This is a genomic window from Mesorhizobium sp. M0217 (assembly GCF_040321955.1).
Taxonomy (GTDB): Bacteria; Pseudomonadota; Alphaproteobacteria; order Rhizobiales; family Rhizobiaceae; genus Mesorhizobium.
This window is the reverse complement of the sequence record NZ_JAMYSN010000009.1, coordinates 40,292-63,491: the sequence shown is the minus strand read 5'-3', so window position 1 is coordinate 63,491 and position 23,200 is coordinate 40,292. Positions and strand designations below refer to the sequence as shown.

The following is a 23,200-nucleotide window of genomic DNA, read 5'->3' as shown; positions in this document are numbered from 1 at the left end:
GTTGTTGCGCGCGCTGAAATTCAAGTCGACTTTTCTGCCTGGGGCCACCGCCGCGGTTTCGCTGGTGCTGGTGGCTTCCGCGCTGTCGGGCTGCAATTCGTCCAAGATGTTCGGCGACCTTAACCCTAGCGAGACGCTGACGCAGGGCTATGTTATCGACCAGCAGGCTGTCGATTCGGTGCCGGTGGGCTCCAGCCGCGAACAGGTGCTTCTGGCGCTCGGCACGCCATCGACGAAAGCCACCTTCGACAATGAGGCGTTCTATTACATTTCGCAAACGCGCAAGCGCTATGTCGCTTTCGACAAGCCGCGCCTGGTCGACCAGAAAGTGCTCGCGGTCTATTTTGGCGAGGACGGGCGCGTCACCCAGATTGCCAATTACGGTCTGAAGGACGGCAAGATCTTCGACTTCATCTCGCGCACCACGCCGACCGGCGGCAAGGACCAGAACTTCCTCAGCCAGATCATCAAAGGCGCCAGCAAGCTGGCGCCCCCCATTCCTGGCGGCGGCGCCTAAGAAGCGACCGCCTTCCTTAGATTTTTGCTTCCCCCGAAGCGACACCATCTCAGGCGACCAAAAGCCCGCGGGAGCGATCCTGCGGGCTTTTGTTTTGAGGTCATGCGGCCGCAACACCCGTCGCGCTTTGCCGCGCGTGGCCTGTTCGGCCGCCGGGCTCCAGCGAGGCGCGGTGCACAGCCGCACTCTGCCGCGCTTCCGAAGGCGTCATGCCGAAATGCCGGCGGAAGGCGTGGTTGAAGGTCGAGAGATCGCCGAAGCCGGCGTCGAAGGCGATGGCGCCGATGGTGCGGTGTGCCAGGCGCAGGTCGGATAGCTTGCTGCAAACCAGCGCCAGCCGCCGGCCAAGCACGAACTGCGACAGCGAGGTACCCTCACCCTCGAACAGCTTTCTGATATAGCGCGCGCTGACGCGGTGGCGCCCGGCCAGCGCGTCGGACCCGACATCGCCGGAAGCCAGATTGCTTTCGATATCGGCTTTGATGGCGCGCAGCCGCGCGGCGCGTATGCCGCGGCCTGCGGCGACCTCAGTGGCGTCCTGCGTTGCCCCGACCACGACCGCGACAAGGTCCTGTATGTGCTTGGCGGCAAGCCAGCGCAATTCGGACGCGGCCAGGTTCGGCTCCTGCATCAGCAGACGGACATAGCTGGTCAGCAGCAAGAACTTTTCGCCCACGCATGACATCGGCGTCATCAGGGCGGCATCCGCATTCGCAGCCACGGGCCCGAGCGCTGCCTTGGGGATGGTGATGAAGAGATGATGCGACATCGCCCGCTCGATCACATGCGGATCAGAGGAGGACAGAAGGATTGCCTGGCCGGCCTCGATGCTGGCCTCGCGGCCGAGATGCGAGAAGGTGGCAGCGCCCTCCAGACACATGAAGAAAATGTAGTCATCGGTCCCCTTGGCCATGGCGCTGGAACGGATGGTGCGGAAGGCGGTGGTCCTCGAATCGGCAATGCCGACGCCCGGCAGCCGCAGGATGGTCGCGTCGACGGAGAGCTTTTCCTCCGTGACGTTAAAATCCATGTCGGTCACCATCCGGCGCAACAGGTCGCAATAGACGTTTCTCCATTCGGCTCGGGGCCACATGGCGGTCGAAAAGCGCGCATGCGCAAACTCGGGGGGTCGAATAGTCATGGGGTACTCCCAAGCGATTGTCTTCATTTCACTGTCGTTCGTAGTCGAGGCTCGTTCCATGAACGGCCTCTCATTCCGACGGCGGCAATCGGGGGGCAGTGGATGGCTACAATGATTTGCGCACTTGGACAAAAGACTATTTACGAAGCTATGGATGAGCTTAGTTCATTCATGCTAAGGAACCCATGGGCAGGATAGGGTAACGGCAAATGACAAGACGGCTCCCACAACTGGAATCCATTCGGGCTTTCGAGGTCATTGCCCGGCTGGGCAGCTTCAAGCGCGCCGGCGATGAGCTGAATGTTACGCCAAGCGCGCTCAGCCACCGCATCGCCGATCTCGAAGCCGATCTCGGCGTGCTTCTGTTCACCCGCCATGTCCGCCGCGTCGAACTCACGCTTGAAGGCGAAAGATTGTCCGCAGGCGTGCGACGCGCATTGCTGGAAATCCAGAGCACGATCGCGAGTGTCGCGCGCAACGAGCGCACGAGGCTGAGGGTCACCGCCATTCCTTCGCATGCCGTACGCTGGCTGGCCCCGCGCCTGCACAGGTTTCGCAAAAAGCATCCCGAAACAGAGATCGACATCAATGCGGATCTTGCAGTCGTCGACCTTTCGCAGCGAACAGTCGACATCGCATTGCGCTTCGGCGGCGGACACTATCCGGCCGTCAAGACCGAATGGCTGATGGCAGATGCGATCTTTCCTGTCGTCAGTCCCGACTATCTCGCCGCCAACGGCCCGGTCAGAGACCAGCACGATGTGCTGCGACTGTTTCGCATCCTCGACACGACGGCCGAAAATGACGAGAGCGGCGCCAATTGGCGCCACTGGTTCGAGAGAAACAATCTGCCGCTGGATACGGTTGGCGACGGCATGAATCTGAACGGCACCTTGCTGGCGGTCGAAGCGGCGGCGAGCGGTCTGGGCGTCGCCATCGCGAGGAAGTCGCTGGTCGAGAGCGATTTGCGCACAGGCAGGCTCGTCCGCCTCCTGACAACGGACATACCGACGAACTGGAACCACTACGTCGTCGTCCACCCGTCCATCTCCGCCTGGGAGCCTGCCAGATCATTCATCAACTGGCTGAAGGCGGAAGCCGGCGACAGCGCCGGCGCCGGTTGACCTCGGCGGCCGTTTGGGAACTCTCCTCGGGAGGTCAGCAGAAGGCGCCCCCCGGTGCTCACGGACTCATTGCACCGGCCGGTTGGTCATCCTTGCGGCCCGACTGGTTCGCGGCCTTGGCGGCAAGCGCTGCCGCCATCTGGCTCTCCAGCTCGCGCAGCTTGGCGTCGAGTGTCGCCATGCCGCCCCAGCCGAATGTCGCGCGGTACAGCGGTGCGATCTCGGGCGTCAGGAATTCGACGAGGGTTTCGTCCTCGACCCAGACCTTGAGCACCTTGAACAGGCGCGCATCGATCAGCTCGCTATGCCAGCCCATGCGGGCGGCAATGCCCTGGATGGTTTCGGTCGAATTGGGCGTGCTGAGCAGCACATGCGAGCCGGAGCGCAGGCGCATGTTCGGGTCGAAGCCGATGCCGAGCGGCGCTTGCTGGTCGAGAACCGTGCCGCACGGCAGGATTTCGATCAGCGAGCCGAAATCGTCGCCGAGGCAGACGAACCATGCTCCCTCAGGAAATGGCGGCGACGGCGCACGAACCGCGGTGGCGACAAGCATTTCGGCAAGGACGCTGGCGACGGCCTGCGGATCGCGGGCGTTGAATGAAGCGTGGTGCAGCATGGCAATACTCCTGTTTTCAACGGCGGCGGCCGGCAGAAGTGCCGACCCATGCCGCGGCGTTCCGCGAAAACTGAATCACCGGCTGAGCGTCAGGATGACCGCGGCAAACAGGCAGGCGTATTCGGCCAGTCCAAGCACAAGGCGCAGATTGTGGTTGGCCGCCCAGCTGTCGCGCGTCTGCGCCCAATCATCGGGGATGGTCACCGGCGTCCAGCTCTGCACCTGTTTGTTGAGCGGCACCTGACGGCTGACGGTGAAGCCAATGTCGATCACCACCAGCGCCGCGGCGACGATCGTCAGGATGCGCGGCAGGCCGGCATCGACCGCAAACATCGCCGTCGCCGCGATCAGCACCAGCGTCGTCAGCCTGACGACCGGCATCACCCGGGTAAACGTCCGGTCGCGCATCTGATGCATGGCCATGTACTGGCCGGCGGTAAGATCATCGATGCGAAAATCATGGATTACGCCCGAGACGTAGATGCCGGCAATAATTCCAGCCAGCGCAAGCGAAGCCGTCATCAAAAACATGTCCATGTCTTTTCCTGCCGAAATGCCTTTCCCTGCCCGAAATCGCCGCGAGGGCGAGCAGACACCGCGTCGATCGCAATGTCCTGGCCATGGCCGGGGTATTAAAGCAGGCGAACGGTCCGGGCTTGGGCAGAACGGAACGATGTTTGGGCAATGCGGCCCTCCGATTGCATCAAAACATCAAGTGCCGTGAGATCGAAACCCATCAGCAAACCTTGACGCGTACTTGCCAGCGACCGGTCAAATTCGTATCAGACCGTGCTGGCCAATGGCGCATCACGCTGAATTGGGAGGAGCATCCGTGCCGGAAAAAACCCGGACAAAACCGACAGACTGGATGGCGACCGGAACGGCTGACGGCCAGGTGGTCACGCCTGACTGGATACCCATCGAGCCGGTGGCGATCGATGGCGTGAGGGTCAAGGAGATCAGGCCGGTCGCAACCTCCACCGGCTATCTGACCGAGATCTTTCGCGAGGAGTGGGAGCTCGATTCGGAGCCGGTCGGCCAGGTCTTCCAACGCACCTTGTATCCCGGCGCGGTGACGGGCTGGCATGCCCATGCGGTGACGACCGACCGGCTGTTCTGCTGCGTCGGCAGCGTTCGCATTTCGCTGTTTGACGGACGCAAGGCCTCGCCGACCTTCGGCGCCGTCTGGCACAAGATTATCGGCCCGTTGCGCCCGGCGGTCGTCATCATTCCACCCGGAATATGGCACGGTGTTGTTTCGCTCGGAGCGGAGACGGCGGTGCTGCTCAACCTCGTCGACAAGGCCTATGCCTACGATCAGCCCGACCATTGGCGCCTGCCGCCAGACACCGACCACATTCCCTACAGACTGGTGTAGCGTGGAAGCATCGGCGCAGCGCGATCAGGCCGGCGGCGAACCGCTGGTTTCGATCGTGGTCGCGACGCACAACCGGCCGGCAGCGCTGCGGCAGGCATTGACCAGCGTCATGCGCCAGACGTTGCAAGGCTGGGAAGCCTTGGTCATCGGCGACGATTGCAGGCCGGATACGGCGGCCGTTGTCGCTGAATTTGACGATGCCCGCATCGTCTACATCGATCTTCCTGTCAATTTCGGCGAACAGTCCGGTCCCAACAATATCGGCTTTGCCAGGGCGCGTGGCCGCTTCGTCGCCTTGCTCAACCACGACGATCTGTGGTTTCCCGACCATTTGGCGGCGATGACCGGCTGGATCGACGCCTCGGGCGCCGACGTGGTGCTGGCGCGCGGTGCCGTCATCCAGCCGCCGTCGGCGGCCGGCAATCCTGTCAATTCGATCTTCGGGATCGGCAAGGATGGTTTTTACGACCCCGTCACGACGGAAGGATTTGGCTCGGCACACATGTTTCGCCGCGCTTCGTTCAGCCTGCTCGGACCTTGGCGACCCGCCAGCCAGTGCTTTTGCGAAAGCTCGCAGGACTGGCTGTTTCGGGCATGGCGAAAGGGCGCGGTGATCGCGACGATGCCGCACCTCACGGTGATCAAGTTGCATTCCGGCATACGCAAGGGTTCCTATCTCGGCGACAATGCGCAGGAACAGAAGGATCTTCTGGATGCCATGCAGACGCCAGACGCCTTGCGCGTGAAAATCCTTGGCTGCGCGGGCGAACCCATTCGCCTGGCGGCATCGAGTTATCTCAGGCGCAGGCTGATGGCGGCTCTTGGCATCCATCCCCGCGCCCGCGCCTTCCGCCGCAAGTATAAGCGAGGCGCCTTCCTTGCCAAGCTGCGGCGCCTGCGTGGCCTGCCGCCGATGCCTGAGCGCGAACCTGGCGTGAGCGAATTGCTGGATCGCTACAGCAAGCGCGGCGATGCCGGGACCGAGCCGGATGAGGGTTGACTGCCACCAGCGTAAATCTCAAACAAAAACCGCGGGATCGCTCCCGCGGGTTTGTTCCTGAAGCAGTGGCGTTGCCTTAGCCGTGCGCGAGCACGGCCAGCAGCAGAAGCGCCACGATGTTGGTGATCTTGATTGCCGGGTTGACCGCCGGGCCGGCGGTGTCCTTGTAGGGATCGCCAACCGTGTCGCCGGTGACCGAAGCCTTGTGCGCTTCGGACCCCTTGAGGTGCTTGACGCCGTCCTTGTCGACAAAACCGTCCTCGAACGACTTCTTGGCATTGTCCCAGGCGCCGCCGCCCGAAGTCATCGAGATGGCGACGAACAGGCCGTTGACGATGACGCCGAGCAACGAGGCGCCGAGCGCCGCAAAGGCGGACGCCTTGGAGCCCGAGATCAGCTGCACGCCGAAATAGACGACGAGCGGCGCCAGCACCGGCAGCAGCGAGGGGATGATCATTTCGCGGATCGCCGCCTTGGTCAGAAGGTCGACGGCCCGGGCATAGTTTGGCTTGGAGGTGCCGGCCATGATGCCCGGATCCTCGCGGAACTGCTTGCGCACTTCCTCGACGATGGCGCCGGCCGCACGGCCGACGGCCGTCATGGCGATGCCGCCGAACAGATACGGGATCAGACCGCCGAAGATCAGGCCGGCTACGACGTAGGGATTGGAGAGGTCGAAGGAGACATCGCCCATGCCCTGGAAGTACGGATATTTGTCGCCATTGGCGGCAAAGAACTTCAAATCGTTCGAATAGGCCGCAAACAGCACCAGCGCGCCGAGGCCGGCCGAACCGATGGCATAGCCCTTGGTCACCGCCTTGGTGGTGTTGCCGACCGCGTCGAGCGCGTCGGTGGAGTGGCGCACTTCCTTGGGCAGGCCGGCCATTTCGGCAATGCCGCCGGCATTGTCGGTGACCGGGCCGAAGGCGTCGAGGGCGACGATCATGCCGGCAAGGCCGAGCATGGTGGTGACCGCGATCGCCGTGCCGAACAGGCCGGCGAGCTGGTAGGTCGAGATGATGCCGCCGACGATGACGATTGCCGGCAGTGCGGTCGATTCGAGCGACACCGCAAGTCCCTGGATGACGTTGGTGCCGTGACCGGTCACCGAGGCCTGGGCGATGGAGTTCACCGGGCGCTTGTTGGTGCCGGTATAGTATTCGGTGATCACCACGATAAGACCGGTCACAACGAGACCGATCAGGCCGCAGATGAACAGGTTCTTGCCGATGATGGTCATGCCGGCGACGGTGCCGACCTCGCCCCAGCCGACGGTTGCCGAGGTAGCGACACCGAGACCGACGATCGACAGCAGGCCGGTGACGATCAGGCCTTTGTAGAGGGCGCCCATGATCGAGCCGTTGGAACCGAGCTTGACGAAGAAGGTGCCGACGATCGAGGTCAGGATACAGGCGCCGCAGATGGCGAGCGGATAGAGCATCGCCGCACCCAGAGCGGCGGTTCCGCCGAAGAAGATGCCAGCCAGCACCATGGTGGCAACGACGGTCACCGCATAGGTCTCGAAGAGGTCGGCGGCCATGCCGGCGCAATCACCGACATTATCGCCGACATTGTCGGCGATGGTGGCCGGGTTGCGCGGATCGTCTTCGGGAATACCGGCTTCGACCTTGCCCACGAGATCGCCGCCGACGTCGGCGCCCTTGGTGAAGATGCCGCCGCCCAGACGGGCGAAGATCGAGATCAGCGAAGCGCCGAAGCCGAGCGAAACCAGCGCATCGATGACGATGCGGTCATTGGGCTGCAGGCCCATCGGGCCGGTCAGAATATAGTAGTAAATCGACACGCCGAGCAGCGCCAGGCCAGCCACCAGCATACCGGTGATGGCGCCCGACTTGAAGGCGATGTCGAGACCGGCGGCGAGGCTGTTGGACGCCGCCTGCGCGGTGCGCACATTGGCGCGCACCGAGACGTGCATGCCGATGAAACCGGCGGCGCCCGAAAGCACGGCGCCGATCAGGAAGCCGACCGCGGCGGTGATCGAAAGCAGCCACCAGGCGAGCACGAGCACGACCACGCCGACAATGGCGATGGTGGTGTACTGGCGCGCCAGATAGGCTTGCGCGCCTTCGCGGATGGCGGCGGAGATTTCCTGCATGCGTGCGTTGCCCTGATCGGCTGCAAGAACCGATCGTGTCGCCCAGATGGCGTAAAGGATTGAAAGCAAGCCGCAGGCGATGACGGCAGAAATGATGGTCATTGCCGAATTTTCCTCGATTGATGGCCCAAAAGAACCCCTCCCTGGGCCGTTGGTGCGGGGAGCGGATAAAGCCTAGGCGGAATCCGTCCTTCGCAGCGGTGTATGCGAAACAGGGCTCGGAACGTCAAGATATTGTTCGGTTTTTGCCCCGCTTTCAGCCAAAAGTTTAGGCCAGAACATTCCCGTGGCCGATGCCTTGCTATTAGATCGGTTGAAATGACGCTGCGTCAGTCACTGCTTGCCCGCAGTCCAGCGAAGGTCAGTCGCCAGTCTCCTGCCCCATCTTGCGCGCCGTGTAGCGTTCGACCGCCGAAAGGCCGTCATAGATCAGCACCGCAAGGGCAGCGACGATCAGGCCGCCTTGCAGGACGAAGGCGAGATTGTTGGACAGCAGGCCGGCGATGATCACCTCGCCCAGCGTCTTGGCGGCAACCGTCGAGCCGATCGTCGCCGTGGCCAGGCTGATCACCACCGACAGCCTTATTCCGCCCAGAATGATCGGCGCGCTCAGCGGCAATTCGACCTTGACCAGTCTTTGCCAGCCCGTCATGCCGGCGCCGCGCGCGGCCTCCATGATGTTGCCGGGCAGCGTTGTGAGGCCGGTCAGCGCGTTCTCGAAGATCGGCAGCAGGCCGTAGAGAAACAGCGCAATCAGCGTCGGCTTCTCGCCGAAACCGACGGCGGGCACCGCCAGCGCCAGCACCGCCACCGGCGGAAAGGTCTGGCCGATATTGACCAGACTGCGCGACAGCGGCAGGAATTCGGCGCCCGCCGGCCTGGTCACCAGGATGGCAAGCGCCACGGCAACGATGGTTGCGGCGACGGTAGCGATCAGCACGGTCCTGAGATGCAGCAGGGTCAGCGTCAGCAGGCTGCCCTGATTGTAGATCGCCGGCGCATTGTTTTCGGTCAGCGGCTTCAACAGCGGCTCGAACCAGCCGGGATTGGTGACGAAGGCTATGAGAAGCACCACCAGTGCAAGCCTGAGCAGTGAAGGCAGCCAGGCTTTTAGACCGGCCCCTTTCATGCCGGCCTCGCCGCGCGCTTCACCAGCCCGTCGACGGTGACGCGGCCGAGCAGCTTGCCGTCTTCGCCCTTGACCGGCAGCGCCGGCCGGCCCGACCACAGAAGCTCGGCCAGCGCGTCGCGCTGGCTGGCGTCGCCTGGGATCGCCTCGCCTTCGGCAGTCCCCTTTTCCACGGCGTCGCGCACGCGGCCGAGCGACAAGAGCCGGAACGGCTTTTCGCTGGCGCCGACCAGGGTTTCGACGAAGGCGTTCGCTGGCCGCGCCAGGATCTCTTCCGGCTTGGCGTATTGCACCAGCTTTCCGGCATCCATGACGGCGATCTTGTCGCCCATATGGACCGCCTCCTCCATGTCGTGGGTGACGAGGATGATGGTGGTGCCGAAGCGCTTCTGGATCGCCAGCAGATCTTCCTGCGCCTTGGTGCGGATGATCGGGTCGAGTGCGCCGAACGGCTCGTCCATCAGAAGCACATTGGGCTCGGCGGCGAGCGCGCGCGCGACGCCGACACGCTGCTGTTGCCCGCCGGACAGTTCGTGCGGGTAGCGCTGGCCATAGGCCTCGGGGTCGAGCTGGTAGAGTGTCATCAACTCATCGACGCGGGCCTTGATGCGGTCCTTGTCCCAGCCCAGCAGGACCGGCACGGTGGCGATGTTCTGCGCAACGGTGCGGTGCGGGAACAGGCCGTGGCCCTGGATAGCGTAGCCGATGCTGCGGCGCAGCTCGTAGCCGGGCAGCGTGCGGTTGTCGTTGCCGTCGAGCTTGATGACGCCGGCGGTCGGCTCGACCAGCCGGTTGATCATTCGCAGCAGCGTCGTCTTGCCGGAACCGGAGGTACCGACAATGACGCAAACCGTACGCGGCTCGACGACCATGGACACGTCGTCGACCACGGTCGTCGCGTCATAGCGCTTGGTAATGCCTTCGATCTCGATCATGCCGTTTCAACCCTGCGCCTGGTGGCGGTCATTTCGATCACTGCGTCGAGGATGATGGCCCCGGCGAAGGCCAGCGCCACCGTCGGCACGGCGCCGAGCAGCACCAGGTCCATTGCGGTCTGGCCGACGCCCTGGAAGACGAAGACGCCAAAGCCGCCGCCGCCGATCAGTGCGGCGATGGTGGCCAGGCCGATGTTCTGCACCAGCACGATGCGGATGCCGGTGAGGATCACCGGAAAGGCCAACGGAAACTCGACGCCGAACAGGCGCTGGCCATCGGTCATGCCCATGCCGTGCGCTGCATCATTGGCCGCGCGGGGTACGCCGGCAAGCCCGACCACGGTGTTGGCCACCACCGGCAGCAGCGAATAGAGGAACAAAGCCACGAAGGCGGGCGCGGTGCCGATGCCTCTGATACCGAGCGCTGCGGCACCCGGAACATGCGCGGCGACCCAGCCCAGCGGCGCGATCAGCAGGCCGAACAGCGCGATCGAGGGTATGGTCTGGACGATGTTGAGCACATTGAGCACGCCGGCCCGCAACCGTTCGACGCGGTGGCACAGGATGCCGAGCGGCAGGCCGACGATCACCGCCGCCGCCAGCGACCCCAGCGCCAGCGTGATGTGCTTGGAGCCTTCGGCCCAGAAACTATCGGCGCGGTTTGCATATTCCTTGAGGATCGACAGGCTGTCCCACTGCCCCGATATCAGCAACAAGCCGATGGCCAGCGCCGCGAGGACGAGCACGCCGACGCGGGCCGGTGGCGACAGGTTGAGCCTGGTCAGCACGTCGGCGAGCAACAATGTGAAGGCAAAGATCAACAGCCAGAACCCGGAAGCCGGCGAGATGCGGGCGAAGGTGTTGCCGGCCGGCGTCAGGAAGGTGCCGGCGACACCGATCAGGATGGCAAGGGCGGCGAGCGCCACGACGCTTGCGGCCAGGCGCAGGACAAGCGGGGTTTTCAGCAAGGCAACAATTGCGGCCACGACGACGATCGCCAGCAGTAGCGGCCCGACTGTGGCCGGCAGCGCCTCCAGGATCGAGCGCGCCTGACCGGGAACGATACGATTGGCGCGGAAGGTGGCGAACGGAGCCAGAAACGCCGCATAGGCAACGATCGCCGCGATAACCATGCCGAGCTTGTCGAAACGCAGGGTCATGGATGCCCCTCATGAGGAGCGATTTTCCACGTTGCGCAGACTACGCTGGTGATCGGTGCAAGCCGACGCGAAGTCCGATCTCCCCCCTTGCGGGGGAGATGGCCGGCAGGCCAGAGGGGGGTGTGAAGGATCGTCAGCTCTCGAGCGTCGGCCTGTTCGGAAGCAACCCTGTCGAGGCACGCACCTGCTACCGGTTGTGAGGTCGGCGGGACAGCACCCCCCTCTGTCCTGCCGGACATCTCCCCCGCAAGGGGGGAGATCAGCAGCTTCCAGAGAGGGGTGTCTCGCACCAGCGTCACGATCAGCTATGCGCTGACTACTTCAAAAACCCGTTCTTCTTCAAAAAGTCCTCGGCGACACCCTTGACCGGCTCGCCGCCGACCTGGACGCGGCCGTTGAGTTCCTGCAGCGTGACGAGGTCGAGCTTGGCGAACACCGGCTTCAACAGCGTCTCGATCTCCGGATGCTCTTTCAGCACCGCTTCGCGGATGATCGGCGCCGGCTGGTAGACCGGCTGCACGCCCTTGTCGTCGGCGAGCACGACCAGGCCGGACGGCGCGATGCCGCCGTCGGTGCCGTAGACCATGGCGGCGTTGGCGCCGTTGGTCTGGTTGGCGGCAGCACCGATTGTCGCGGCGGTGTCGCCGCCCGAAAGCGTGATCAACTGCTCCGGCTTCAGCGTGAAGCCGTAAGTGGTCTGGAACGCCGGCAGGGCTGCCGCCGAATTGACGAACTCAGCCGACGCCGCCAAAACCACCGTGCCGCCGCCGGCGACGTATTTGCCGAAGTCGGTCAGGGTCGCCAGCTTGTTGGTCTCGGCAACCTCCTTGCGCAGCGCGATCGCCCAGGTGTTGTTGGCCGGTGACGGCGACAGCCAGACGATCTTGTTGGCGTCATAGTCGAGCTTCTTGGCGGTCTCATAGGCCTTGGCGGCATCCTTCCAGACCGGATCGTCGGCCTTCTCGAAGAAGAAAGCGGCATTGCCGGTGTATTCGGGATAGATGTCGATCTCGCCGGCAGTGATCGCCTTGCGTACCACCGGTGTGCCGCCGAGCTGGATGCGGTCGGTGGTCTTGATGTTGTTGGCGTTGAGCACAAGCTGGATGATGTTGCCGAGCACGCCGCCCTCGGTGTCGATCTTCGAGGAGACGACCACCTGGGCATTGGCGGAGGCGGCCGTGATGCCGAGCGCCAACGCCGCGCCGGCCAGAATCTTGACTGAAAACATTGTGAAAACCCCTTGCTTTGGACCGAAATGCGGTGGCCGCATATGAGCATGGCTTCAACGCCCCGTCGGGGCACACGGTTTCATAACAATGGGTACAGACGCAATAATTTTGTGCGGTCGCCGCGATTTCGGCCGCCGCCATGCTGACACGTCGTGCCAAGCCAAAGATAGAACCGGATCAGGCGCGGGCTTTGCGCGATCCGGTCAGTTTGAGCGCGCCAAGGGCGACGAAGCAGACGGCGACGACCGGGAAAACCAGCCAGTTCAGCATCTCCCAGCCCCACGCATTGTAGATGGCGCCCGACATTAGCGAGGCGAAGGCGACGGAGCCGAACAGGACAAAGTCGTGGAAGCCCTGCACCTTGCTCTTTTCGGACGGATGGTAGCTGTCGGCGACCATGGAGGTGGCGCCGATGAAGGCAAAATTCCAGCCGAGGCCAAGCAGGATCAGCGCCGTCCAGAACTGCCACAAATGCAGGCCGGACAACGCCACCGCGGCGCAGCCGATGAGCAGGACCAGGCCGGTTGCGACGATGCGTTCGGCGCCGAAGCGATGGATCAGCGATCCGGTGAAGAAGCTCGGCGCAAACATCGCCATCACATGCCAGGAAATGCCGAGCGTGGCGTCGTCCGTCGACAGGCCGCAGCCGACCATGGCCAGCGGCGCGCCGGTCATGACGAAACTCATCAGCGCATAGCTGCCGACGGCGCAAAACAGTGCCGCGACGAAACGCGGCCGGGTGACGATCTCGGACAGCGGCCGGGCGTCGCTTGACGCGACTTCCGCGTGGCCGGGAGCCTTGGCCGGGATGCGCAGGAATGACAGGATGATGGCGCCGGCCGCCGCCAGAACCGGAATGGCCACGAACGAGCCGGCAAACATCACCGGCGCCAGCAATTCGCGGGTGAAGATGACGATCTGCGGCCCGAGGATCGCGGTGATGACGCCGCCGGCCAGCACGAAGGAAATGGCGCGCGCCTTGAATTCGGGCGGAGCATTATCGGCGGCGGCGAAGCGGAACTGCTGGACGAAGGCGCCGCCGACGCCGATCACCAGCAGGGCGAAAGCGAACAGCCAGAAGCTGGCGTGGAACAGTGCCAGCGTGGAGATGACGCCGCCAAGCGCGGTCACGATGGTGCCGGTCATGAAGCCGCCGCGCTGGCCGAGCCAGCGGATGATGGCCGCGGCCGGCAACGCGCCGAGCGCCACGCCGATGTTGAAGCCGGTGATTGGCGCTGTTGCCAGCGACTTATCGGGGCCAAGCAGATATTGCCCGGCCAGCCCGCCCATGGAAATGGCAATCGGCGCGGCCGAACCGATAATCGCCTGCGACGTCGCCAGGATGATCGCCGTGCGGCGCGCGTCCCGTGCTGCGCCGGCGACGGTGCCGGTCACAATGCGTCCTTGCCGCGCCCCTCGCCCCGCACCCGGCGCGACACACGGTCGAGCACGGCGTTGGTCAGCTTCGGCTCGTCTTCCTCGTAGAAGGCCTTGGCGATGTCGACATATTCCGAAACGATGACGGCCACCGGCACGTCGTCGCGCTTCATCAGTTCGTAGACGCCGGCGCGCAGGATGGCGCGCAACGTCGAATCGAGTCTGGACAGCGGCCAGTCTTCGGTCAGCGCCTGGCGGATGATCGGATCGATGGTCGTCTGGTTCTCGACGACGCCGGCCAGGATGGCGCGAAACCATTGCGCGTCGGCCTCGCGATAAAGCGCGCCGTCGACTTCCTTGCCGAGCCGGAACGCCTCGTATTCGGCGGTGATCTCGAAGACGCCGCTGCCGGCAACGTCCATCTGGTAAAGCGCCTGCACGGCGGCCAGACGGGCGGCGCCACGCTTATTGGCATGGCGTGTCGCGGGCTGGCCGGGCGAAGCGGGTTCGCTCACGATTGCGCTCCCAGCTTCTCCTTGAGCGCGATCATGGTCAGCGCCGCGCGCGCGGCAAAGCCGCCCTTGTCGCCCTCCGAGCGCTTGGCGCGCGTCCAGGCCTGCGCGTCGTTCTCGGTGGTCAGGATGCCGTTGCCGATCGCAATCGCTTCCTGCACCGAGAGATCCATCAGCGCGCGGCTCGATTCATTGGCGACGATGTCGAAATGATAGGTGTCGCCACGAACGATGGTGCCGAGCGCGACAAAACCATCAAAGTCCTTGCCGCCCTCGCCCATGCCCTCGAGCGCAAAAGTGATCACTGCTGGAATTTCCAGCGAACCGGGAACGGTGACGACGTCATAGGTCACGCCGGCTTCGTCGAGTGCTGTCGTCGCGCCGTCGAGCAGCGCGTCGGCAAGGTCGTCATGAAAGCGCGCCTCGATGATCAGAAGGTGGGCCTTCTTCTTCGGGCGAATGAACGCTTTGCCGTGTTGGGATGTGCCAGCCATAAATGTCTCCGGGGGTAGCCGGTGACTTAGGCCGAAGCGGCCGCATTCGCAAGCTTTGTCCGAAGGGCCAGCCCAATTTCCGGACGGTGGCCCAAAGCCCTACCGGCCCTCTCGCGTGTGCCACAGACGCAGCACGTAGATAATCGATTCGTGAATCTCATACCGCAGTTCATAATTACCCACCATCACCCGTTCGGCTGCTTGGCTATTTACAGGCGCAAGAAAATCGTGAAGCCGAACCAGATCGGACAGAGCCTTGCTGGCCCACTTCAGCTCCATCAACGTGGCGCCGGCAATGGCTTTTCGCTACCAAGGCTCTCGGCCCATGCTTGGACGGTTTGATGGTCGATAACCCGACCGGCATCCACATCGGCCAGAGCTTCGAGGGTGAGCCGCCGACGCTCTTCCTCCATATCGACCCAAGCGGAAAGGGCTTGCTTGACGATCCATCCACGCGGACGCTCAAGGCGGGCGGCCAGTTGGTCTACTCTTTCCGCCAGCGGCAGCGGCACATGCGCGGTAATTACTTTGGTTTCCATCAGGAACCTCGGTTAATCAACTCAAATCATAGCGATTAAATATGATTAAGTCGAGACCGGAGCATTGCATGCCCATCAAAGCCCCTCTTTCGCCGCCTCGACCAGTCGCGCGGCGTAGCGGGCCATGGTGTCGATCTCGAGGTTGACCTTGTCGCCCACCTTGCGCTCGCCCCAGGTCGTCACGGTCAGCGAATGGTGGATCAACAGCACGTCGAAACGGGCGCCTTCGACCTTGTTGACGGTAAGCGAGGTGCCGTCGAGTGCGACGGAGCCTTTTGGGGCAATGAATTTTGCCAGTTCGCGCGGCGCCTCCAGCGTGAAGCGAACGGCATCGCCTTCATCCTTGCGCTCGATGATTTCGGCCATGCCGTCGACATGGCCCGACACGATGTGCCCGCCGAGTTCGTCGCCGATCTTCAGTGCCCGCTCGAGATTGACCCTGGTGCCTGATTTCCAGCCCGACGCCGTGGTCAGCCTGAGGGCCTCTTCCCAGGCTTCGACCTCGAACCAGCGTGCGTTGGACCCGCCATCTGGCAGCGCCGTCACCGTCAGGCAGACGCCGCCGCAGGAGATCGAGGCACCGATGGCGATCGTCGCGGGGTCATAGGCGGTGTCGATGCGCAGGCCGACGCCTTCGCTCAGCGGCTTGACGGCCGCGACGGTGCCGATATCGGTGACAATTCCAGTGAACATTTCAGATATCTCTCACCCATTCGGCATAGCTGTCTTCCGCGAAGCGCATCTCGCGCAATTTGCGGAAGCCTGCCGGGATATGGTTGGCGTCGATGGGCGATGCAATGCCGCCCTCGCCGATCGCTTCCGGTCCCTGGAACAGCACGATGCGGTCGATCAGTCCTTCGGCGAGGAAGGCGCTGGCCACCTTGGCGCCGCCTTCGACCAGAACGCTGGCCATGCCGAGCGCGCCGAGATCCTCGAGCAGTTCCGGCAAGGCCACGCCGCCTTCATGGGTTTCGGTGCCGATGAAGCGCACGCCGGCACGCTCCAGCACCGACCGCCGTAGCGGATCAGCCTCCAGGCTCGCGGCGATATAGAGCGGCACCCGGTCGATGCCGGAGACCAGCTTCGAGGCTTCGGGCAGCCTGATCTGGCGGTCGAGCACGATGCGCGCCGGCGAGCGGTTCTCCAGCCCCGGCAGCCGCACGGTGAGCGCGGGATCATCCTCCAGCGCCGTGCCGATGCCGACCAGTATGCCATCGGCTTCGGCGCGCATCAGATAGACTTCGCGGCGGGCGACATCGCCGGTGATCGCAACCTGGCCGGCGCCATACCTGCCGATCTTGCCGTCGCTGGAAAGCGCAAGCTTCAGAGTCACTTCCGGGCGCTTTTTTAGGGATCGAATCAAATAGCCGGCCATCTGCCCGGCGGCTTCCTCGACCAGCACCTTTTCGACCACTTCGATGCCGGCGGCGCGCAGGATGGCGTAGCCTTTGCCGGAGACGCGCGGATCGGGATCGCTGGCAGCGCCTACCACCCGCGCCACTCCGGCATTGACCAGCGCGTTGGCGCAAGGCGGCGTGCGGCCATGGTGGGCGCAGGGCTCCAGCGTGACATAGGCGGTGGCACCGCGCGCCAACTCGCCGGCTTCAGCCAGCGCTTCGGTCTCGGCATGCGGCCGGCCGCCAACAGCGGTGACGCCGGTGCCGACGATCATCGGGCCGGCGCCATCGTCGCGAACGATTATGGTGCCGACGGAAGGGTTGGTGGAGGTGCGGCCGGCATTTTTCCGCGACAGCCGCAGCGCCGCGGCCATGAAGCGGCGATCGAGGGCCTGCTGATCGGCCTTCCCTGACGTTTGGCTTGCCATGCTCAGCCGGCGTCCTCTTCGCTCTTCAGCTCGTCGCCTTTGAGTTCGTCACCTTTGAGCTCACCCAGCACATCGTGGAAATCCTTGGCCTCGCGGAAATTGCGATAGACAGAGGCGAAGCGGACATAGGCGACGTCGTCGAGCGACTTCAGCGCTTCCATCACGAGCCGGCCGACCTCGCCCGAGGCGATTTCCGTCTCGCCGGAGCTTTCGAGCTGGCGCACGATGCCGGTGACGGCGCGGTCGATGCGCTCGGGATCGACATTGCGCTTGCGCACCGCGATCTCCACCGAACGCAAGAGCTTGTCGCGGTCGAACGGCACCTTTCTGCCGGACTTCTTGACCACCACGAGGTCCCGCAACTGGACGCGCTCGAAGGTGGTGAAACGGCCACCGCAATCGGGGCAAACGCGCCGCCGGCGGATCGCGGCGCCATCCTCGGCGGGGCGCGAATCCTTCACCTGCGTATCTTCGGACTGGCAATAGGGACAGCGCATGGAGAGCCTTCGGGTTGGCGATTCTGGCGGAACGATAGGCTTAGAGGTTTTTGCCGGGACGGCAAAGGTTCGGCAACGGCCGCTCGCGCCCTCAGAGATAGCGAGGCGGGAGGAAAATTGCCAGCCGCGCCAGATATGTCAGGGGGCGACGTCCTTGGTCGGGAAGCCGCAGGACGTTCCGAGGTTGCGGTAGGCCTTGGTGAAGCCATCCATCGGGATGCTGGCGACAGCCTGCTTGCCGAACGTCACATCGAGCGAGATGACCTGGCGCATGGCCCGCAACAAAGCGAGACTGGTCTTGGCCTGGTTGTCGACGGTCCAGCTCGGGCGGCCGGCATCATTGGAATAGACGGTCGCGGAAACCTTGACGCCGGGGTCGCCAAAGGTCGCGGCGATCTTCTTGCCGGTCGGCAGCTCCTTGTTGGCGATGGTGAACATGATCGCCGGATAGGCATCGGGCGGCAGGGCGTCGCCAGTCGAGATCGAAAGCGTCAGCGTGCCGGCATTGCCGTTGCCGTCGACAAAGGCTGTCGAGGCCGCACAGGTCTTGTGCGAATCCTGGCCGGTGTCGAGCGCATCGATGATCGTGGTCCACCTGCCAAAGGTGCTGGTGGCCGGGATATCCGTGCCCGGCTGCGTCTGCTCCTCGGCGATCGCGCACGACACAGTGAAGGTGGCAAGCAAGCCGAGGAAGGCCAGAACGGCAGGATGGAACATGCGCATCGTCAGATCTCCACAGGCCGCGCCGCCCGGACAGCAAGCGGCGCAGAGCGCGGGATAAAAGACGATGCGCCGCTGGCGGTCAACCGAGATAGGGATAGAGCGGGAAACGATCGGTCAGCGCCACGACCTTGGCCTTCACGGCTGCTTCCACAGCCGCATTGCCTTCGTCGGAATTGGCGACCTTCAGCCCGTCCAGCACCTCGGCGATCAACTTGCCAATCTCGCGGAACTCGGCCTGGCCGAAGCCGCGCGTGGTGCCGGCCGGCGTGCCCAGACGCACGCCCGAGGTGACGAAAGGCTTTTCCGGATCGAACGGGATGCCGTTCTTGTTGCAGGTGATGTTGGCGCGGCCGAGCGCTGCCTCGGCGCGCTTGCCGGTGGCGTTCTTGGGCCTGAGATCGACGAGCATCAGATGGTTGTCGGTGCCGCCGGAGACGATGTCGAGGCCGGTTTCCTTGAGGCTCGACGCCAGCGCCTTCGCGTTGGCGGCGACACTCTCGGCATAGAGCTTGAAGCTCGGCTTCAGCGCCTCGCCGAAGGCGACCGCCTTGGCGGCGATGACATGCATCAGCGGGCCGCCCTGCAGGCCGGGGAAAACCGCCGAGTTCATCTTCTTGGCGATGTCCTCGTCATTGCACAGGATCATGCCGCCGCGCGGGCCTCGCAACGATTTGTGCGTGGTCGTGGTCACGACATGGGCGTGCGGCAGCGGTGACGGATGCACGCCGCCGGCAACCAGGCCGGCGATATGGGCCATGTCGACCATCAGATAGGCGCCGACCGCATCGGCGATCTCGCGAAAGCGCTTCCAGTCCCAGATGCGCGAATAGGCGGTGCCGCCGGCCAGGATCAGCTTCGGCTTGGTCTCATGCGCGGTCTTTTCGATCGCGTCCATGTCGAGCAGATGGTCGTCCTTGCGCACGCCGTAGGAAACGACCTTGAACCATTTGCCGCTCATGTTGACGGGCGAGCCGTGCGTCAGGTGGCCGCCGGAGTTCAGATCGAGGCCCATGAAGGTATCGCCGGGCTGCAAGAGCGCCAGGAAGACCGCCTGGTTCATCTGGCTGCCGGAATTCGGCTGGACATTGGCGAAGTTGCAGCCGAATAGCTTTTTGGCGCGCTCGATAGCGAGTTCCTCGGCGACGTCGACGAACTGGCAGCCGCCATAATAGCGCTTGCCCGGATAACCCTCGGCGTATTTGTTGGTCATGATCGAGCCCTGCGCCTCGAGCACGGCGCGCGAAACGATGTTTTCCGAGGCGATCAGCTCGATCTCGTGACGCTGGCGGCCAAGCTCGTTGCGGATCGAGCCGAAGATCTCCGGATCGGCATCTTCCAGCGTGGTTTCGAAGAAGGATTCGAATTTGTTCGACGCTGCCGCTGCAGTTGCCATGGCCTGAAATCCTTCGCTTCGGGGCATTTATCTATGCATATCGTTGCCCCGAAACCGCTGCACGGTTCCGGGCGACATGCATTGCCGCGCCATTAACACAGTTGTTTTCGCCTCGCCACGTTTGCAGCGCGAAATTTGCTGGCCGGATTGCGCCAGAGCGGCCCTGACCCACTATTTTCGCTCCTGCCGCCCCTGCAGCAAGGCTTCGGTGAGCGTGATCTCGGTAAACAGCGCCCGCGCCGTATGGTCGTTGATCGCGCCGCTGCTTAACATGTCGCGCACGGCGATGCGCTCGGCCTCGATGCCGGCAAGCCGCATTTCGAGCTCCAGCCGCCCGGCTTCGCGGGCCTCCGCCCGGGCGTCGTCGGCCTCGTCCGAGGTGGCGATGCGGCGCCGGTAGCCGGCGACGATGTTTTCGGCGGCGGCAAGCCTGGCGCCGGGCACCTCGCCCTGGTCGTCGTAGCTCGCGCCCGCCATGCTTTCGATGCGGGCGATGGCCGCCTTGGCGGCGCCGATGCGGGCGAGACGCTCCTCGATGGCGCTGCCATCCTCGCCCGGCTCGACCAGCCCGCGCGCTATCTTCGGCAGCGCCACGCTGGCGATGGCGAGCGAACAGATGATGACGCCGGCGGCGAGGAAGATCACCAGGTCGCGCGCGGGAAAAGGCGAGCCGTCCGGCATGGCGAGCGGGAGCGACAGGATGCCGGCCAGCGTGATCGCGCCGCGCACGCCCGCCACCGAGCCGGCAAGCCGCACACGCATCCCGAACGGCTCGGCCTTGCGCTTTCCCCATTTTGCCTTGAGGCCTGCCGCGATGTCGCCGACCCAGATCCAGAGGAAGCGCAGCGCGATCAGGCACAGCGTCAGCGCAATCACCGTCGCGACCGGCTGGATGATCGGGTAATGGCCAGTCAGTTCGGGCGGCACGCGGCGAATGATTTCGGGAAGCTGCATGCCGAGCACGATGAACAGCGCGCCATTGTAGACGAAGGACAAGGTCGTCCACAGCGAGATCGTCTGCATGCGCGCCGAGACGCCGAGGAAGCGGAAGACGCCGGAGCCGCCGGTCAAAAGCCCGGCGGTGACCGCCGCCAGAATGCCTGAGGCATGCAGATGTTCGGCGACGAGATAGGCAATGAAGGGCAGCAGGACCATGACCAGAACCTGCGCCTCGGCCGGAACGCCGCCGATGCGATTCAGAAGCTGCAGGAGCCTGGCGGCGATGAACAACGCGGCGATGCCGGCCAGGATGCCGATGCCGACGGCATAAACGAAGCTCAGCGATGCATCGGCGAAGGAAAAGCTGCCGGTCACGGCGGCGGCGACGGCGAAGCGGAACATGACCAGGCCCGAGGCGTCGTTGAGCAGCGCCTCGCCTTCCAGAATATGCATCAGCCGCGCCGGCACCAGGCTTCTGTCGACGATCGAGGACACCGCCACGGCGTCGGTCGGGGACAGCACGGCAGCGAGCGCGAAGGCGACGACCAGCGGGATGCTCGGCACCAACCAGTGCAAGGCATAACCGAAGCCGACAATGATAAAGAAGACCAGCCCGATGGCCAGATCGAGGATCGGTCCGCGCAGCGCGATCAGCTCGCGTTTGGGCGCTCCATACGCATCGCCGAACAAAAGCGGCGGAATGAACACCAGCAGGAAGAGTTCGGGGTCGATCTCGACATGGATGCCTTTCACCGGCCAGGCGAGCGCGGCGCCGATGGCAATCTGCAGCACCGGCAGCGGCACCCGAACCAACCGCACCAGTGCGCCGGAAAGAGCGACGAAGACCAGCACGGCGAGGATGAAGATTGCGACCTGCATGGCGCGATTCCGGCTGTTTTGAGGACCATGCGCAATTGCCGTTAGTCCGTCCAGATGGGCCTGCGGCGCAACGTCCGGCAGTGTTCATGGCCTGCATGGCTGGCGGCCACCAGTCTTCTTCTGTTGGGATGTCGAACGGAAAAGGCCACCTTGCGGTGGCCTTTCCTGAAGGAGATCAGCCGCTTAGAGCGAAGAGGTGATCTGCAGTTCGCTGGCGCCATCGAGCGCGTAGACGTCGTCGCGGAACTGCACGACGCCCGGACCCGTCGACCAGGCCGACACATAGAGGAAGTGGACCGGAACCGGGTTGACGACCTGCACCGGCGTGTTCTCGCCGGTCTTGATGGTCGCCTCGAAATGCTGGCGGTCCCAGCCGGGTGTGTCGCGCAGGATCCATGTGACGAGGTCGCGCACGTTCTGGACACGCACGCAGCCCGAGGAATCGAAGCGCATCATCTTGCCGAACAGGCTTTGCTGCGGCGTATCGTGCATGTAGACGCCGTCGGGGCTGGGGAAGTTGATCTTCACCGAGGCCATGGCGTTGCCGGAACCCGGATCCTGGCGGAAGCGGTATTTTGCGGCATCATCCGTCGACCAGTCGACAGTCATCGGATCGACTTCGCTGCCATCAGGCGCAAACAGCCGGATGTGGCTGTCCTTGAGATAGTCGGGGTTCTTCCGCATCAGCGGAATGATGTCCTTGCGCACGATCGAGACCGGCGCGTTCCAGTAAGGATTGACGATGATCTCGTTGATCTTGGAATTGACCACCGGGGTCTGGCGGTCGATCTTGCCGACGATTGCGGTGTGGCGCAGCACGACGCGATCGTTCTCGACCGCCTCGATCTGTGCCGCCGGGATATCGACCAGCACATAACGGCTGCCCAGCGTGCCGGCCTTTTCGCGCAGGCGCTCCAGGTTGGTCTGCAACTGACCGAGGCGGATCTGCGCCGAAACGTTCATCGCGGCGTAGGTGTATTTGCCCATGGCGCCGTCGGCCGGCAGGCCATGGCGCGCCTGGAAGCGCTTGACCGCGGCGTCGACGTAGGAATCGAACGATGTCGAAATGCCGGCGCTCTGCGCCAGGTCGCCCGAAACCATCAGCCGCTTGCGCAGCGGCACCACGTCCGGATCGTCGACGCCAAGCTGCAGCTTCTTGGTCGCCGGCACCTCGCCCCAGCCGCCCTGGGCGACGATGTTCTGATACTGCGCCACCGCCTGTTCGGTGAAGGCGACCGTCTGCAGGCTGAAGATCGGCAGCGTCGAGGCGACCTTGCCGCCCTCCGAGGCGCGGGCATCGAACTGGTCGTCCCAATTGCCGCGGCCCGACGATTTCAGGATATCGTCGATCACATCCTGCGCGCTGGCGGCATTGGCAACCATGGCAACGGCGAGCGCGGAAGCTCCGGAAAGGAAAAGGCGGCGGCTGGTTCTCATGGACGTTCCAGACATTCTTGTCGTGTTTGGCTTCTAGCGTTTGGCTGTTGCAGCGTTCGGCTACGTGCTCGATCTTGGGCGATATCGCCCGCACTCTAAAGTTGGCACTGTTAACAATTAGCCAACCATGACCTGCATCACTGAGCCGTGAAAAGCGGACCGCGATGCGACATTACAGGCGCGCGAACAGCTTTCGCCGCCGCATCACCCGCATCCCCGCTTCCACCGCGAATATGGCGG

At 64.0% G+C, this 23,200-nt stretch carries 24 protein-coding genes; 4 read left to right on the top strand and 20 right to left on the bottom strand.

From position 1 onward, the window contains the following. Positions 1-4: 4 nt before the first annotated feature. Positions 5-517 (top strand): outer membrane protein assembly factor BamE, encoded by a 513-nt coding sequence (locus NKJ18_RS16485; RefSeq protein WP_023669368.1) that lies wholly within the window; start codon positions 5-7, stop codon positions 515-517. Positions 518-617: 100 nt separating this feature from the next. Here the strand turns inward: NKJ18_RS16485 and NKJ18_RS16480 are convergent, their stop codons facing one another. Next, a complete protein-coding gene (locus tag NKJ18_RS16480; protein ID WP_198024431.1) occupies positions 618-1,658 on the bottom strand; it encodes a helix-turn-helix domain-containing protein in 1,041 nt (346 codons plus the stop codon). 209 nt (positions 1,659-1,867) lie between these two features. Between NKJ18_RS16480 and NKJ18_RS16475 the strand changes: the two genes are divergently transcribed. Then, positions 1,868-2,782, top strand: coding sequence for a LysR substrate-binding domain-containing protein (locus NKJ18_RS16475; RefSeq protein ID WP_023727524.1), 915 nt, complete (start codon positions 1,868-1,870; stop codon positions 2,780-2,782). Positions 2,783-2,840: 58 nt separating this feature from the next. Here the strand turns inward: NKJ18_RS16475 and NKJ18_RS16470 are convergent, their stop codons facing one another. Both NKJ18_RS16470 and NKJ18_RS16465 read right to left on the bottom strand, forming a co-directional pair. Further along, the gene (locus NKJ18_RS16470; RefSeq protein ID WP_023705063.1) at positions 2,841-3,398 is read right to left on the bottom strand and encodes a hypothetical protein; all 558 of its coding nucleotides are present in this window, start codon (positions 3,396-3,398) and stop codon (positions 2,841-2,843) included. 75 nt (positions 3,399-3,473) lie between these two features. After that, positions 3,474-3,935, bottom strand: coding sequence for an anthrone oxygenase family protein (locus NKJ18_RS16465; protein ID WP_023727523.1), 462 nt, complete (start codon positions 3,933-3,935; stop codon positions 3,474-3,476). A 295-nt stretch (positions 3,936-4,230) separates the two neighbouring features. On the opposite strand from NKJ18_RS16465, the gene NKJ18_RS16460 reads away from it, so the two are divergent. Both NKJ18_RS16460 and NKJ18_RS16455 read left to right on the top strand, forming a co-directional pair. Then, on the top strand, positions 4,231-4,776 hold the full coding sequence (locus NKJ18_RS16460; protein ID WP_245260290.1) for a dTDP-4-dehydrorhamnose 3,5-epimerase family protein: 546 nt from the start codon (positions 4,231-4,233) through the stop codon (positions 4,774-4,776). Between the two features lies 1 nt (position 4,777). Continuing rightward, positions 4,778-5,776, top strand: coding sequence for a glycosyltransferase family 2 protein (locus NKJ18_RS16455; RefSeq protein ID WP_352758854.1), 999 nt, complete (start codon positions 4,778-4,780; stop codon positions 5,774-5,776). 76 nt (positions 5,777-5,852) lie between these two features. Here the strand turns inward: NKJ18_RS16455 and NKJ18_RS16450 are convergent, their stop codons facing one another. The 17 genes from NKJ18_RS16450 to NKJ18_RS16370 form a co-directional block, all read right to left on the bottom strand. Beyond that, positions 5,853-7,994: a sodium-translocating pyrophosphatase gene (locus tag NKJ18_RS16450; RefSeq protein ID WP_352758852.1), complete on the bottom strand. Its 2,142-nt coding sequence runs from the start codon at positions 7,992-7,994 to the stop codon at positions 5,853-5,855. A 259-nt stretch (positions 7,995-8,253) separates the two neighbouring features. After that, positions 8,254-9,021, bottom strand: coding sequence for an ABC transporter permease (locus NKJ18_RS16445; protein WP_023669360.1), 768 nt, complete (start codon positions 9,019-9,021; stop codon positions 8,254-8,256). Further along, complete coding sequence (locus NKJ18_RS16440; protein ID WP_023669359.1) at positions 9,018-9,956, bottom strand: ABC transporter ATP-binding protein; 939 nt, start codon at positions 9,954-9,956, stop codon at positions 9,018-9,020. Before NKJ18_RS16440 ends, NKJ18_RS16445 begins: the two co-directional genes overlap by 4 nt. After that, positions 9,953-11,116: an ABC transporter permease gene (locus NKJ18_RS16435; RefSeq protein ID WP_352499238.1), complete on the bottom strand. Its 1,164-nt coding sequence runs from the start codon at positions 11,114-11,116 to the stop codon at positions 9,953-9,955. Before NKJ18_RS16435 ends, NKJ18_RS16440 begins: the two co-directional genes overlap by 4 nt. A 316-nt stretch (positions 11,117-11,432) precedes the next feature. Then, complete coding sequence (osmF, locus tag NKJ18_RS16430) at positions 11,433-12,344, bottom strand: glycine betaine ABC transporter substrate-binding protein OsmF (protein WP_023689505.1); 912 nt, start codon at positions 12,342-12,344, stop codon at positions 11,433-11,435. A 178-nt stretch (positions 12,345-12,522) separates the two neighbouring features. Next, positions 12,523-13,740 (bottom strand): MFS transporter, encoded by a 1,218-nt coding sequence (locus NKJ18_RS16425; protein WP_352758848.1) that lies wholly within the window; start codon positions 13,738-13,740, stop codon positions 12,523-12,525. Further along, complete coding sequence (gene nusB / locus NKJ18_RS16420) at positions 13,737-14,237, bottom strand: transcription antitermination factor NusB (protein WP_023669355.1); 501 nt, start codon at positions 14,235-14,237, stop codon at positions 13,737-13,739. The genes NKJ18_RS16425 and nusB overlap by 4 nt, the downstream gene beginning before the upstream one ends. Then, the gene (ribH, locus tag NKJ18_RS16415) at positions 14,234-14,728 is read right to left on the bottom strand and encodes a 6,7-dimethyl-8-ribityllumazine synthase (RefSeq protein WP_352758845.1); all 495 of its coding nucleotides are present in this window, start codon (positions 14,726-14,728) and stop codon (positions 14,234-14,236) included. Before ribH ends, nusB begins: the two co-directional genes overlap by 4 nt. A gap of 99 nt (positions 14,729-14,827) precedes the next feature. Next, positions 14,828-15,007 (bottom strand): type II toxin-antitoxin system RelE/ParE family toxin, encoded by a 180-nt coding sequence (locus NKJ18_RS16410; RefSeq protein WP_352758962.1) that lies wholly within the window; start codon positions 15,005-15,007, stop codon positions 14,828-14,830. Beyond that, positions 15,007-15,267, bottom strand: coding sequence for a CopG family ribbon-helix-helix protein (locus NKJ18_RS16405; RefSeq protein ID WP_352758842.1), 261 nt, complete (start codon positions 15,265-15,267; stop codon positions 15,007-15,009). Before NKJ18_RS16405 ends, NKJ18_RS16410 begins: the two co-directional genes overlap by 1 nt. 75 nt (positions 15,268-15,342) lie before the next feature. Further along, complete coding sequence (locus NKJ18_RS16400; protein WP_352758839.1) at positions 15,343-15,960, bottom strand: riboflavin synthase; 618 nt, start codon at positions 15,958-15,960, stop codon at positions 15,343-15,345. Between the two features lies 1 nt (position 15,961). Continuing rightward, a complete protein-coding gene (ribD, locus tag NKJ18_RS16395; RefSeq protein ID WP_352758838.1) occupies positions 15,962-17,092 on the bottom strand; it encodes a bifunctional diaminohydroxyphosphoribosylaminopyrimidine deaminase/5-amino-6-(5-phosphoribosylamino)uracil reductase RibD in 1,131 nt (376 codons plus the stop codon). Between the two features lie 2 nt (positions 17,093-17,094). Beyond that, positions 17,095-17,589, bottom strand: coding sequence for a transcriptional regulator NrdR (nrdR, locus tag NKJ18_RS16390; RefSeq protein ID WP_023669351.1), 495 nt, complete (start codon positions 17,587-17,589; stop codon positions 17,095-17,097). A 138-nt stretch (positions 17,590-17,727) separates the two neighbouring features. After that, positions 17,728-18,312, bottom strand: coding sequence for an invasion associated locus B family protein (locus NKJ18_RS16385; protein WP_023708668.1), 585 nt, complete (start codon positions 18,310-18,312; stop codon positions 17,728-17,730). A 79-nt stretch (positions 18,313-18,391) separates the two neighbouring features. Continuing rightward, positions 18,392-19,705: a serine hydroxymethyltransferase gene (glyA, locus tag NKJ18_RS16380; protein WP_023669349.1), complete on the bottom strand. Its 1,314-nt coding sequence runs from the start codon at positions 19,703-19,705 to the stop codon at positions 18,392-18,394. Positions 19,706-19,876: 171 nt separating this feature from the next. Then, complete coding sequence (locus tag NKJ18_RS16375; protein ID WP_352758835.1) at positions 19,877-21,523, bottom strand: Na+/H+ antiporter; 1,647 nt, start codon at positions 21,521-21,523, stop codon at positions 19,877-19,879. A 183-nt stretch (positions 21,524-21,706) separates the two neighbouring features. Further along, positions 21,707-22,960 (bottom strand): L,D-transpeptidase family protein, encoded by a 1,254-nt coding sequence (locus NKJ18_RS16370; protein ID WP_023708671.1) that lies wholly within the window; start codon positions 22,958-22,960, stop codon positions 21,707-21,709. Positions 22,961-23,200: the final 240 nt, after the last annotated feature.

Coding starts and splice junctions, on each gene's coding strand:
- NKJ18_RS16370 (WP_023708671.1), bottom strand. CDS start 22,960: ATGAGAACCAGCCGCCGCCTTTTCCTTTCCGGAGCTTCCGCGCTCGCC.
- NKJ18_RS16435 (WP_352499238.1), bottom strand. CDS start 11,116: ATGACCCTGCGTTTCGACAAGCTCGGCATGGTTATCGCGGCGATCGTT.
- NKJ18_RS16405 (WP_352758842.1), bottom strand. CDS start 15,267: ATGGAAACCAAAGTAATTACCGCGCATGTGCCGCTGCCGCTGGCGGAA.
- NKJ18_RS16480 (WP_198024431.1), bottom strand. CDS start 1,658: ATGACTATTCGACCCCCCGAGTTTGCGCATGCGCGCTTTTCGACCGCC.
- NKJ18_RS16375 (WP_352758835.1), bottom strand. CDS start 21,523: ATGCAGGTCGCAATCTTCATCCTCGCCGTGCTGGTCTTCGTCGCTCTT.
- glyA (WP_023669349.1), bottom strand. CDS start 19,705: ATGGCAACTGCAGCGGCAGCGTCGAACAAATTCGAATCCTTCTTCGAA.
- nrdR (WP_023669351.1), bottom strand. CDS start 17,589: ATGCGCTGTCCCTATTGCCAGTCCGAAGATACGCAGGTGAAGGATTCG.
- NKJ18_RS16445 (WP_023669360.1), bottom strand. CDS start 9,021: ATGAAAGGGGCCGGTCTAAAAGCCTGGCTGCCTTCACTGCTCAGGCTT.
- NKJ18_RS16450 (WP_352758852.1), bottom strand. CDS start 7,994: ATGACCATCATTTCTGCCGTCATCGCCTGCGGCTTGCTTTCAATCCTT.
- NKJ18_RS16440 (WP_023669359.1), bottom strand. CDS start 9,956: ATGATCGAGATCGAAGGCATTACCAAGCGCTATGACGCGACGACCGTG.
- NKJ18_RS16470 (WP_023705063.1), bottom strand. CDS start 3,398: ATGCTGCACCACGCTTCATTCAACGCCCGCGATCCGCAGGCCGTCGCC.
- NKJ18_RS16475 (WP_023727524.1), top strand. CDS start 1,868: ATGACAAGACGGCTCCCACAACTGGAATCCATTCGGGCTTTCGAGGTC.
- NKJ18_RS16465 (WP_023727523.1), bottom strand. CDS start 3,935: ATGGACATGTTTTTGATGACGGCTTCGCTTGCGCTGGCTGGAATTATT.
- ribD (WP_352758838.1), bottom strand. CDS start 17,092: ATGGCAAGCCAAACGTCAGGGAAGGCCGATCAGCAGGCCCTCGATCGC.
- NKJ18_RS16400 (WP_352758839.1), bottom strand. CDS start 15,960: ATGTTCACTGGAATTGTCACCGATATCGGCACCGTCGCGGCCGTCAAG.
- ribH (WP_352758845.1), bottom strand. CDS start 14,728: ATGGCTGGCACATCCCAACACGGCAAAGCGTTCATTCGCCCGAAGAAG.
- NKJ18_RS16410 (WP_352758962.1), bottom strand. CDS start 15,007: ATGGAGCTGAAGTGGGCCAGCAAGGCTCTGTCCGATCTGGTTCGGCTT.
- NKJ18_RS16385 (WP_023708668.1), bottom strand. CDS start 18,312: ATGCGCATGTTCCATCCTGCCGTTCTGGCCTTCCTCGGCTTGCTTGCC.
- osmF (WP_023689505.1), bottom strand. CDS start 12,344: ATGTTTTCAGTCAAGATTCTGGCCGGCGCGGCGTTGGCGCTCGGCATC.